Below are 12,448 nucleotides of genomic sequence, written 5' to 3'. Positions count from 1 at the left end.
CTTGGCTGAAGTCAGTAGCACGAGCGTAGGGGCAGCTTGCGTGCCCAAGCTAGTGGCGGAAGGGGCGAAAGTGACTGTTGATACTGGATCGAAATACTACGCATGAGTAGGTCACGAGGCGGTTGCGGTGGCCTGCGTTAACCTTGTAGTTGGCACTTTTCCTTCCGTGCCCCTGCCCAGCCCCTTATAAGCCCCTTATAAACAGTCCAAGGAGAGTGCGTGCCCCGCTCCGCCAGGTCATCCGCTGACGCCATCAGCGCCCGGCTTCGGGACCTCGAGCTCCTCACCAAAGGGCCTGCTTGGGCCCTGACGCGCTCCGCGCCCTGGGTGATCGCGGTGCTGCAGGCATCCTTTACCCGCACCCGGCCGCAGCTGCCGCTCGAGGAATTCCATGCCGACGTCGACTCCTTCCTTGAGGAGCTCCGGCGGCAGGAGCCCGGGCTGGGCGGCGGGGCCAACGGGAAAACGTTCGGCGACGAGTGGACGCGGCGGCAGTTCCTGACGCGGCGCAACCAGTCCGGGCAGATCGTTTACGAGGTCACCGAACCGGCAGCCCGCGTGCTCGCGTTCCTGGACAGCCTTTCCAGTGACCGCTCCACCCTCAACGGTTCCCGGCTTGGGACACTGCTCGGCGACGTGGAGAAGCTCGCCAACGAGACCAACCCGGACCAGAGCGCCCGCCTCGAGGCCCTGGAAGATGAAATCGAAGAGCGCCAGCAGCTGATCCAGGACATCAGTACAGGCGAGTTCGACGGCCTGCTCGATGACGACGAAGCCGTGGAGGCTGCCGGGAACATCCTGGACCTCGCCGCGAGCCTGCCGGCCGATTACAAGAAGATGCGCGACCGGATCGAGGAACTGGTGGGCGGACTGCGCAACCAGATCATCGAGGAGTCACTGACCAAGGGCGCCACCATGGCCCAGGTCCTGGAAGCTGACAAGCGCCTCCGCCAGAGCCCCGAAGGCCGGACCTTCCGTTCCTTCACGGCATTCCTGGAGGACCCGCAACAGCAGCTGAGGTTCCGCTCTGCCATAGGCGAGGTCCTCAGCCGGCAGTTCGCGGACGACCTCTCGCCCGAGGACCGGGAAACCCTGAAGAACCTGGTGGCCGAACTCCGGCAGCAGCACAGCCAGATCCAGCGGATCTACGGCAAGCTCAGCGAAAGCCTCAACACCTACGTCCAAAGTGACGACTTCCGCCAGTCCGTCCGGCTCCGGCAGGTCCTGCGGGAAGCGGAGCAGGCCATCCGGTCGCTTCCGTACGAACGGGAACGCCCCGGCCTGGTGCCTGGGCCTGTGCTCTTCAACGCGGGATTCGAGTCGCTCTCCATGGTGAAGCTCTTTGATCCGGACGAGTTCGCGGCTCCGCCCAAACTGGCCGACCCCATCGCCTTCAGTGATTCCGACCGCGTGCGCTCGCCGAGGACCGGCAAAGCCAAACCCGGCGTGGTGCGGTCCGCCATGGCCGGCGCGTCCACCCTTTCCGAAGCGTGGCAGCAGCTGCCGCCGGAGGAGCAGCACATCAACACCATCCGCGCCCTGCTCTCGCACGCACTGCATGAAGGCGCCGCCTTCAACAACCAAGCGGTGGACGCCCTGGACTTCGAACAGATCGACGGCACCACGCGCAGGGCCTATCTGCCGCTGGTCACCCTCCCAAAGGATTGACGATGACTGAAGAGATGACGACGACGGCTGCCCCGGTGGTTGAGCCCGTCACCGATCCGGTGTTTGAGCCTGACGTAACCCCGGCGGGGATTTCGGCAAGCTCAACAATCACCGGAGGAACCACCCCCCGCGACACGTTCGTGGACGGTGCCGCCCTCTTTCCCGGCGATACCGGAGTGTTGTCCATGAAGGTGCGGCAGGCGCTGGTGAAACTCCTTAAGGGTCCGTACGTGGACGGCGGCCGGGACGAGAAACTCTGGACCGTCCTGTTGGATCACCAGGTAATCCTGCGCAGCCGGCTGTCCGAGCTGTTCCTCACCATGGAGCTGGACCACGAACGGAAGATCGCCGTGCTGCGTCCGGTTGATCCGGACGCCGTCGGAGGCAGTGCCCGCTCCAGCATCCTCCGTCAGCAGCGTGCGCTCAGCCGGGTAGAGACCATCGTTCTGCTAAGGATGCGCCTGCTCCTGGACCGGCACGTCACCGCGCAGACAGATCCCACCATCACGCGCGAAGAAATCGCCGACCTGGTGGCCCACTACCAGCCCGCAGGGCAGCAGGACGCGCTCCGGGACTCGGACGTGGTCAACAGGGCCCTCACCAAGCTCCTGGCCCGCCAACTCCTCCTCCCCACCGGCCTGGACGACGTCTACACCATCTCCAACGCCCTGCCCCTGGCCCTCCCCTTCGAAAACATCGGCGACATCCCCGCCCAAATAGAAGCCCTCGCAGCAGCCACCACAGACCCCACCGGCACAGAGGCGATGCTGGAGATAGAAACCGACCGCGACAGTGGCGATTCGCTGGAAGGTGAGCTGTCCAGCGCCGATGGCGAAGGGGCGGGGGCGGCATCGCCGTCGGCGCCTCAAGCAACCACCGAAGTGGAGGATGCCCAGTGAGCATCGCGAGCATGCTGCCGATCGGCGACGTGACGAACCCGGGCCAGATGCGCCTTGCCCTGGTGCAGGTGGTCAACTGGGGTACGTTCCATGGCGCCCACACCATGCACGTGGACCGGAACGGGACGCTGCTGACGGGTAATTCGGGCGTGGGCAAGTCGACGCTGTTCGATGCCATGCTCCGGGTTTTCGATGCGAGGCCCAGGTCCAACGAAGCTGCCGCCCAACGTTCGGGCGGTGCTGTTGAGGACAAGAGGACGACGTTCACCTATATGCGCGGCAAGGTGGGCGACAAAGCCGTGGGTGAGGGCTCGGCGAGTGCTTTCCAGCGGCCGGGTGCCACCTGGTCCGCCGTCGCGCTGACGTTTGATAACGCCGCCGGCACCAGGGTGACGGTCTCGGCCCTGTTCGATTTGCCGAAGAACGGCACGGAGTCGAGCGTCGGCCGCTTTTACCTCATCGACCATGACCCGCTCGACCTCGAGGCGCTTGAGGGCATCGCGGACAAGCGGTTCACCAAGGCTGCCCTGGAGACGATTTTCCCTGACGCCCAGGTCTTCGACGTGCACAAGGCCTTCGCGGAGCGGTTCCGCCGGCTGCTGGGGATCAACTCGGACCAGGCCCTGCCGCTCCTGCGCGTCATCCAGGCCGGCAAGGGCCTGGGCGGCAGCGTCAACACCTTCTTCCGCGACCAGGTCCTGGACGCCCCGGCAACGCTCGCGGCGGCGGACGACGTGGTTGAGGAGTTCAGCAACCTGATGTCCATCCGGCAGCGGCTGGAGGACGTCCGGCAGCAGCGGGACCAGCTGGCCCCGGTCCCTGGCCTGAACCGGGACTACGCGCAGTCGCTGCTGGAGGCGAACCGGCTGCGGGACCTCGCCGGCGAGGAGTTCGAGGCGTACAAGCAGAAACTCGCGGTCACGGTCCACCAGAAGACCCTGGCGCGCTTCAAGGAGCTGGCCCAGGCGAAGGCCAAGGAGCTCGGCGCAGAGCGTACAGTCCGGGACGGCCTGGCCAAGGAACTGCGCCAGCTGGAGACGGATTACAACAACCAGGGCGGCAACGCGATCTCCGCCATCGAGCAGTCGCTGGAGAACGCCCGCGTGGGCCTGAAGCTTCGCCAGCAGCTGGAGGAAGCTGCACGCCAGGCGCTGTCCGACGCCGGCCTGCAGCTTGAGTGGACTGAGGAAGGCTGGGAACAGGCGCATGAGCAGGCTGCCGCCAGGTCCGCCGAGCTCAAGGATGACTCCCAGGCGCTGCAGGAGCTCCGCTTTGAAGCCTTCGACGCGCACGCCACGAAGAAGCGTGAGCTGGCCGCGGCTGAGCAGGAGCTCGTGTCGCTGAAGACCCGCAAGTCCCTGCTGCCGCCGTCGAGCGTTGAAAACCGGGCGGCGATCGCCGGCGCCACCGGCATTCCGGAAGACCGGATGCCGTTCGCGGGTGAGCTCATGGACTTGGCGGAGGGGGAGGAACGCTGGCGGCCCGCCGCCGAACGGGCGCTCCGCAACCTCGCCACCACGCTGCTGGTGCCGGGCGAGCACTTTGCCGCGGTGACCCGCTACCTCAACGACCACAACGTCCGCGGCGCGCTGCGGGCGGTGGATGTTTCGAAGCCGCTCTCCGGCGGCGCGCTGGCGCTGGAGGACGTGCACGACGGCGACCTGCTGACCAAGCTGGACATCCTCACCACCGGCATCGCCGCCGAAGCGGGGTCCTGGATTCGTGAGCGCATCGCGTTGGACTTCGCCTACCCCTGCGTGGAGGACCCGGACGAGCTCTCTGGGCTGGATCGTGGCCTCAGCCTGGGCGGCGTGGTCAAGCGCAACCGCCACACCGTGGAGAAGGACGACCGCTTCACCAGCCGCCAGGATTACGTCCTCGGGTTCGACAACGCCGCCAAGCTGGAGCTCGTTGCCGGCCAGGTGGAGGACCTGCGGCAGGAGGTCGCCAAGGCGGCTGAACTCGCCCAAACCCGCGAGGATTCGCACCAGGGAATGAGCCGGCAGCTCGACGCCCTGCGCCGTATCGCGGAGGACCACCGGCCCTGGGAACAGGTATCGGCGGCAGTGGCGGCGGACGAGCTGGGCCGGATCGAGCAGCGGCTGAAGGACGCCTTGGCCGCCCAGGCAGACTTGGAGCCCCTCCGCGCCACCATCGAGGTGGTGCGGCAGAAGCACCAGTCCAGCACCGAGGCGGCCGCCGTCCTGCAAAGCGAATACAAAGCCCTGGACCGGCAACTGACCGCTGCCGATTCCCTGCTGGAAGCTGCCCGTGACCGCCTGGCCCAGGCGCCGCCGTCGGACGCTACCGTCACCGCGCTGGAACCTTACTTTGCTGACTTCGGCGACGTCGGTGAGATGCACGAGCTGGATAACCTCGCCAACCGGGTCCGCACCGCGCTGCTGGGTGAACTGCATGCAGCGGAGTCGCGCGGGCAAACCACCGCCGAACGCCTTACGAGGATTTTCGAGGGCTTCGTCCGCGAGTGGGGCAGCGCCATCTCGGCCGACCATGGCACCACCATTGGTGCTGCCGGCGAGTTTGAAACCCGCTACCACGCGATTGTGAGCGACGGCCTGCCCGCCCAGGAAGCGGAGTTCCGGCAGTTCTTTAACCAGCGCACGCATGAATCCTTCAGCACGCTGCTTCATCTCCTCGATGAGGAACGCCGCTCCATCACCAGCCGTATCCTCCCGCTGAACGGCATTCTCTCGCAGGTCAACTTCCACGAGGGCAGCTTCCTGGAGCTTGATATCAAGCAGACGCTGCCGCCCACGGCCAAGCAGTTCAAGGACGCCATCCAGAACGCTCTCAAGGCGCGGCACACGCGGCCGGCAAAGTCCGAGGGGGCGCGGGCCGAAGGCGCCGACGTGGAAAAGGACGACGACGCCGAGCTCACCGCCCGCTACAAGTCCCTGGAAACCCTGGTCAAGCGGCTGGGCTCGCAGGCGCCGGAGGACCGGCGGTGGCGGGCCGAGGTGCTGGACGTGCGCGGGCACCTGTTTATCCAGTGCAAGGAGCACCGGGAAGTTGCCGGGCCGGCGCCGGGCAAAAAGGGCGGGGCGAAGAAGACCGAGGTCTTTATGCACGCGGACACGGGATCCATGTCCGGTGGCGAGCGCCAGCGTTTCACGGCCTTCATCATGGCCGCGGCACTGAGCTACCAGCTGGGCATCGCGGAGCAGGGCTTCACCACATACGGCACCGTGATGATGGACGAGGCATTTGTGCTGGCATCCGAGGAGTTCGCGGGTGCCGGGATCAAGGCGCTGCACGAATTCGGGTTCCAGTTGCTGCTGGCCGCCCCCGAGAACGTCATCGACCTGTCCCGGCACCTGGGCTCGGTCACCGAAATCCTGCGTGACAAGCGGACCAACCGCTCAGGCGTGCTGACCGCACCGGTTATCAGGCCGCGGCCCGGTGAAGAAGGAATCTGGCGCTCAGAAGCGAACCCGGTGGACATCATTTTGCGCTAGCCATGCCAGGGATTCCTTTATAACAAATCGATGGATATATTGCGCGGGAGCTGTTGAAGACTGCTGTCCTGGTGTCATGCTGGTCGGCATCAAACACTCGCCTTCATCCTCCTGTCGGGTACTTGTGGAACGCTGGGTCCTGCATCTGACGCCCGTGGAGAGTGGCGGCCTTCCCTTGAAAGGCACCATAAATGCGCCCAGCACAGCGCGCCACCACCTTCATGGCGCTCACCGCGATCGCTGCCCTCACCCTCACGGGCTGTGCCGACGGCCCTGCCGGGGACGGCGGTCCCTCCAGCGGCCCCGCCGCCCAGGCGGCTGAGGAGAGCCCGCCAGCATCAATCATTCCCGCCGCCACCTCCTCCCCCGTGCCCCAGGGGCCGGAAGCCTTCACGTTCGCAGATGGCCGCCTGTCGTTTGCTTATCCGGCGGGCTGGCACGTGAAACACGAGCAGGTATCAGCGTCCCCCGCAGTGGAGACGGCCACCGTCTACGATGCCGGCGGCACCGAGCAGATCAACATCTATTACAGCCAGGTCAGTGACGCCACGGCGGGGCCTGTCAGCAGGACCGTCATCGAGACGGACCCCGTCCTGGGACTGCGGGGGCGCTTTGTTCCCACGCCCCATTCGTCGTTCTTTGTTGATCGCGGTGATGGCGCTGATCATTACCGGATGGGCCTTACGGCGGGATTGCCCGTCTCGCCGGACGGGCAGGTGCAATACGGGCTGATCAAGCTCGGCGACCGCATTTTGACCGCCGACGTGCTGTTCACCGGTCCGCCGTTTGCGGATGATGAGGCGGCGAAAGCGTGGTACTGGGGTGCTGAAGGCCAGGCGCTGAAGTCGGTGCTGATGAGCTTCTCCTACCGTTGACCGGCAGCAAAGGAGCCCTCCCCCCCGCGGGGGAGGGCTCCTCTTGCTGTTACCTGATCTTCCCTGCCCAAGGCCATTCTGCCGCCAGGAGTGTGTCTTTCGTCACGAAGCGGATTAAGGTACAGAAACCTTGCGTAATGGTCAGGAGGCTAGGCTAGCCTTACTTAGGTTCGCTTCATTCACCTAAGGAGTTCCGTGACTTCCCCCCTCTTCTCCGGGCCCGGCGCCACCCGCCGCACGCTGTTCAAGTCTGCCGGCAAGGCCGTGGCCGTTCTGGCCGCCGCGGCGCTCACCCTCTCCGCCTGTTCCACAGGCCCTGCGTCCTCCAGCACCGACGCCAGCGCACCCGGCTCCAGCAGCTCGCAGTTCCCCGTTACCATCGAGCACGTTTACGGCAAGACCATCATCGAGAAGCAGCCCACGCGTGTCGCCACCGTCTCCTGGGTCAATGACGACGTCGCCATAGCCTTGGGTGTTGTGCCGGTAGGCGTTCCCAAGAATGAATGGGGCGGCAATGACCAGGGCTCCACCCCCTGGAAGGACGCAGCGCTGAAGGACCTCGGCGCCGAGTTCGGGTCCGACAAGGCTCCCGCGCAGTACTCCGAGGCAGACGGCATCAACTTCACCGAGATCGCCAAGCTCACCCCGGACGTCATCCTCGCCGCTTACTCGGGCCTCACGGAAGAGGACTACAAGAAGCTCAGTGAGATCGCGCCGGTAGTCGCACACCCTGAACTCGCATACGGAACCTCCTGGCAGGACTCGACGTCCATCATTGGCAAGGCCCTCGGCAAGGACGCCGAAGCCACCAAGCTGATCTCGGATACCGAGGCGACCATCAAGGAAAAGGTTGCCAAGTACCCGCAGATTGCGGGCAAGAGCTTTATCTACGGCAACCTTGAGCCTGCCAAGGGCGACGGCGTCAATGTCTACACCGCCAATGACAACCGCCCCCGGTTCCTCTCCGAAATCGGCATGAAGCTCGCTCCGGTGGTTGAAGACAGCTCCAAGGGCTCCAAGGAATTCTTCATCCCGTGGTCCGCGGAAAAAGCCAACGAGCTTGAGTCCGACCTGTTCGTGACCTGGGTTCCGGATGCCTCCACCGCCGACGCCATCAAGTCGGACCCGCTGCTCAGCCAGATCCCGGCCATCAAGAACGGCGCCCTGGTTGCCGACTCCGACAACACCCTCACGCTGTCCATCTCAGCGTCTTCACCGCTCAGCCTGCCCTGGTCACTGGACGCGTTCCTGCCGCAGCTGGCCACCGCAGCAGACACAGTGAAGTAGCAACGGTTCCGTGACGCAGAGTACGACGGCGGCGGCCCACCGGGCTCCCTTCCCCGGCACTTCCGTGCCGGGGAAGGGAGCGCGTGCCCTGTTCCGCGCCGACGCTTCCCGTGGGAAGCGGGCCGCCTGGCTGCTGGCCGCCGTCGTTGTACTCGCACTCGTGGCCGGGGCTTCCCTGGCCATCGGAGCCCGGGGGCTTCCCTTGGAGACGGTGTGGCAGGCCCTCATCGCCTTCGATCCTGCCAACGGGGACCATGCCGTGGTCCACGCCCGAATCCCGCGGACGGTCCTGGGCCTGCTGGCGGGGGGAGCATTGGGGCTGGCAGGCGCCGCCATGCAGGGTGTGGCCCGCAATCCGCTGGCCGATCCCGGCATCATGGGCGTGAACGCCGGGGCCGCCCTCGCTGTGGTGACAGGGATTTACGTTTTTGGTGTTGCCAGTTTCTCCGGCTACATCTGGTTCGCCTTCGTCGGGGCAGCAGTTGCCGCCGTCGTCGTTTACCTCATCGCCTCCCTGGGCAGGGACGGCGCCACCCCAGTGAAGCTCGCCCTGGCAGGCGCCGCGCTCAATGCGGGCCTGTTCTCCCTCATGAACGTCATTCTTGTTTCCAGCCAGGACACCCTGGACAGGTTCCGCTTCTGGCAGGTGGGCGGCGTGGCCGGGCGGGACTGGTCCGTAGTTCTGCCCGGCCTGCCCTTCCTCGCCGTCGGCGCGCTCATCGTCCTGCTGACCGGCCGCATCCTCAACAGCCTGGCGCTCGGCGATGACATTGCCCGTGGCCTCGGCCAGCGGGTAGGCCTGGTCCGCGGCATCACCGCCCTCGGAATCGTGCTGCTGTGCGGTTCGGCCACCGCGCTGGCCGGTCCCATTGGTTTTATTGGCTTGGTCATCCCGCATGCTGTCCGTTTGCTCGCCGGCCCGGATTACCGCTGGATCCTGCCGTTCTCGCTGGTGCTGGCGCCGGTGCTGCTCCTCGGCGCGGACATCATCGGCCGCGTGGTGCTTCTTCCGGGCGAAGTCCCGGCCGGCATCATGACCGCACTCGTCGGCGCACCCGTCTTCGTCTGGCTCATCCGCCGGGGCAAGGGGGCCGGGCTGTGACTCCCGCTCCAAACACCAAACCCGCTGAAACCCCCGTTGCCCTATCACTTACGGCAGCCAAAACGGGGCCAGGGGAACCACAACTGATAGGGCAAGGCCGGGGGAGGCTGCTGCTGAACCGGACCGCCGTCCTGGCAGCCGCCGTCGTGGTCCTCTTCGCAGTCTCCGTCCTGCTCGGCAGCTACACCGTCACCATCCCGGACTTCTCCAGGATCCTCTTCGCGCACCTGGCCGGCGGTGAAAAGATCCCCGGCGCCAGCTTCATTGTTATGGAGAACAAGCTGCCGCGGGCGGTCATCGGCACCATGATCGGCCTCGCGTTCGGCTTGGCCGGCGCCCTGTTCCAGACCATGCTCCGCAACCCGCTGGCCAGCCCGGACGTTATCGGAATCAGCCACGGTGCCAGTGCAGCCGCCGTCGTGGCCATCGTGGTGTTCGGCTCCTCCGGCGCAGCGGTCTCCGGGGCAGCCCTGGGCGGCGCGCTCGGCGTGGCGGCCATCATCTACGCCATCTCCACCGGCGGCACCCTGCGCGGAGCCGGCCGCGGTGATGCCGCCGGCAACCGGCTCATCCTGGCCGGCGTAGGAATCGCGGCTGCGCTGCAGGCAGTGGTCAACTTCCTGATGACCCGCGCCGATATCCGCACCGCGGCCGACGCCCTCGTCTGGCTCAACGGATCCCTCAACTCCGCCAACTGGGACCGCGCCGGCATCCTGGCCCTCGCCCTCGCCGTCCTGATCCCCGCCGTGGCCGCCGTCGCCGGCCCCTTGCGCATCCTGGAACTCGGCCCCGACGCCGCCGCCGGGCTGGGCATCAAAGTAGGTGCCACCCGGCTCGCGCTGGTGATCACCGCCGTCTCGCTGGCAGCAGTGGCGACGGCGGCAGCCGGGCCTGTCTCATTCGTCGCCTTCCTGTCCGGCCCCATCGCGCGGCGCTTCACCGGGAAAGCCAGCCTCCCGGCGTCGGCATTGGTTGGTGCCGTTATTGTCCTCGCGGCCGATTACGCCGCCGCCAACCTTGCCCCCCTGCTGCTGGACGGCACCGTTTTGCCGGTCGGTGTGATCACCGGCGCGCTCGGCGCCCCGTTCCTGCTGTGGCTCCTGGTCACGGCCAACCGAAAGGATGCCTGACGTGGCAGTTCTCAACGCCAAGGACCTGACGCTGAAATATGACCAGCGCTGCGTGGTGGACGGCCTCAGTGCCGAGATTCCCGAGGGCAAGGTGACCATGATCGTGGGAGCCAACGCCTGTGGAAAGTCCACACTCCTGCGCGGCCTGTCCCGGCTCCTCAAGCCCGCGGCCGGTGCTGTCACCTTGGACGGCAAGGACATCCACTCCCGCCCTGCCCGCGAACTGGCCCGCACCCTGGGCCTGCTCCCGCAGCACCCCACCGCGCCGGACGGCATCAAGGTCCGCGACCTGGTGGGGCGCGGGCGGTACCCGCACCAGGGGCTCTTCCGCAGCTGGAGCGGGAACGACGACGCCGCCGTGCAGCGCGCGCTGGAAGCCACCGAGACGCTTGCCCTCGCCGAGCGGGACGTGGACGAACTGTCCGGCGGGCAGCGGCAACGGGTATGGATCGCCATGGCACTGGCCCAGGAAACGGAGGTGCTGCTCCTGGACGAGCCCACCACGTACCTGGACCTCGCGCACCAGGTGGAGGTCCTGGACCTGGTGACGGACCTGAACCGCCAGCGGGGCACCACCGTGGCCATCGTCCTGCACGACCTGAACCTCGCCGCCCGGTACGCGGACAACGTGATCGCCATGAAAGCCGGAGCGGTGGTGGCAGTGGGTGCGCCCCGGGACGTGGTGACCGAGGGGCTGGTCCGGAGCGTCTTCGGCCTCGAATCCCGCGTCATTCCGGACCCCGTGTCCGGAACCCCCTTGATCATTCCCATCGGCCGGCACCACGTCCCCGCCAACGAACTGGAGCTCGTTTCATGAAAACCCGCGATATCGCCTCCACCGAGCCGATGACCCTGGCCTTCGAGGTCACGGTCTCCTCCGTGCAGGAACTGAGCCCCAACTTCCGCCGGATCACCTTCGGCGGGTACTCCCTGCGGGACTTCGGCGTCCACGGCGACACCCTTGACCTCCGGATCAAGCTCATGATCCCGTCGCTCGCCGCCGACGGCGCGCAACTGCCCCTTCCCGTCTTCAAGATGGCCGAAGCCGGATGGTACCGCGAATGGCTGGCCATGGACCCGGCCGTGCGCGGTTCCATGCGCACCTACACCGTCCGGCAGGCCCGCCTGGACGCCGTGTACCCCGAGATCGACATCGACTTCGTGATGCACTTCGATGCTCCTGGGCTTGCCCAGACACATCCGGGACCTGCCGCCAACTGGGCCCTCAATGCCAAGCCGGGCGACGCTGTCACCATCATCGGGCCCAACAACCGGGCGGCGCACTGCGTCACCGCCGAAATTTACTCCGGCATCGAATGGCGGCCCGGGCTGGCGCAGCGCGTCCTGCTCGCCGGCGACGAAACCGCCATCCCGGCCATCTCCGCCATCCTGGAAAGCCTGCCCGACTACATGAGCGGCCACGCCTTCCTGGAAGTCCCCGAAGCCGGCGACTTCCTCGAACTGACCTCACCCGCCGACGTCGAAATCACCTGGCTCGCACGCGGTGCCTCCATTGGGCGTTCCCGCCCGCACGGCGAACTGCTCCGGGAAGCCGTGCGCAAGGCTGTTCCCGTACCCGGCTGGGTTGGGATCAAGGCGGCCCGCGGCGGTGCAGGCCCCGAACCCGAGGACGTCAACGTGGACGTGGATATCCTCTGGGAGACCCCCGCCCGCATGGAAACCGCCGACATCCAGGCAACCAAAAACCCGGGCATGCCCGCCGGTGCCATGCCCTTCTACGCCTGGATCGCCGGTGAAGCTGGAGTCATCAAGGACATGCGGCGGTACCTCGTGCGTGACGTGGGGATTGACCGGAAACAGGTTGCTTTCATGGGTTACTGGCGCCAGGGCAAAGCCGAGGGGTAAGCCTTCTTTCGCTGGGCCCGCAACTGCCGACTTGCCGTCGCTTAGACACCTCCCGCCGCTCCTACGCAAGCCAGCAGTTACGGCTTGTTGCCGCAGTCACCTTTGCTTCACCTTGGCTTTCCCTGCAACGCCCCATCACGTCCTG

Annotated in this window: 9 protein-coding genes; all 9 read left to right on the top strand. The window is 66.4% G+C overall.

Annotation, left to right across the window (positions count from 1 at the left end; translation table 11 throughout):
• Window positions 1–219: 219 nt before the first annotated feature.
• The 9 genes from FBY31_RS12635 (at window position 220) to FBY31_RS12595 (ending at window position 12,303) form a co-directional block, all read left to right on the top strand.
• On the top strand, window positions 220–1,668 hold the full coding sequence (locus FBY31_RS12635) for a DUF3375 domain-containing protein (RefSeq protein ID WP_142041344.1): 1,449 nt from the start codon (window positions 220–222) through the stop codon (window positions 1,666–1,668).
• Between the two features lie 2 nt (window positions 1,669–1,670).
• Complete coding sequence (locus FBY31_RS12630) at window positions 1,671–2,567, top strand: DUF4194 domain-containing protein (protein ID WP_142041343.1); 897 nt, start codon at window positions 1,671–1,673, stop codon at window positions 2,565–2,567.
• On the top strand, window positions 2,564–6,043 hold the full coding sequence (locus FBY31_RS12625; RefSeq protein WP_142041340.1) for an ATP-binding protein: 3,480 nt from the start codon (window positions 2,564–2,566) through the stop codon (window positions 6,041–6,043). The genes FBY31_RS12630 and FBY31_RS12625 overlap by 4 nt, the downstream gene beginning before the upstream one ends.
• 191 nt (window positions 6,044–6,234) lie before the next feature.
• Window positions 6,235–6,918, top strand: a complete 684-nt coding sequence (locus tag FBY31_RS12620; protein ID WP_142041337.1) for a hypothetical protein — start codon at window positions 6,235–6,237, stop codon at window positions 6,916–6,918.
• A gap of 195 nt (window positions 6,919–7,113) precedes the next feature.
• The gene (locus FBY31_RS12615; RefSeq protein ID WP_142041335.1) at window positions 7,114–8,205 is read left to right on the top strand and encodes an iron-siderophore ABC transporter substrate-binding protein; all 1,092 of its coding nucleotides are present in this window, start codon (window positions 7,114–7,116) and stop codon (window positions 8,203–8,205) included.
• Window positions 8,206–8,215: 10 nt separating this feature from the next.
• Complete coding sequence (locus tag FBY31_RS12610; protein WP_142041332.1) at window positions 8,216–9,307, top strand: FecCD family ABC transporter permease; 1,092 nt, start codon at window positions 8,216–8,218, stop codon at window positions 9,305–9,307.
• An 86-nt stretch (window positions 9,308–9,393) separates the two neighbouring features.
• On the top strand, window positions 9,394–10,437 hold the full coding sequence (locus FBY31_RS12605; RefSeq protein WP_442858214.1) for a FecCD family ABC transporter permease: 1,044 nt from the start codon (window positions 9,394–9,396) through the stop codon (window positions 10,435–10,437).
• Between the two features lies 1 nt (window position 10,438).
• Entirely contained in the window at window positions 10,439–11,254 is an 816-nt protein-coding gene (locus tag FBY31_RS12600) for an ABC transporter ATP-binding protein (protein WP_235013043.1), read from the top strand.
• Window positions 11,251–12,303, top strand: coding sequence for a siderophore-interacting protein (locus FBY31_RS12595; RefSeq protein WP_142041326.1), 1,053 nt, complete (start codon window positions 11,251–11,253; stop codon window positions 12,301–12,303). Before FBY31_RS12600 ends, FBY31_RS12595 begins: the two co-directional genes overlap by 4 nt.
• The last annotated feature ends 145 nt before the right edge of the window (window positions 12,304–12,448 follow it).

The sequence above is a fragment of the Arthrobacter sp. SLBN-100 genome (genome assembly GCF_006715305.1).
Classification (GTDB): domain Bacteria; phylum Actinomycetota; class Actinomycetes; order Actinomycetales; family Micrococcaceae; genus Arthrobacter.
The sequence above is the reverse complement of the archived record's forward strand: the minus strand, read 5'-3'. Positions and strand labels throughout refer to the sequence as shown.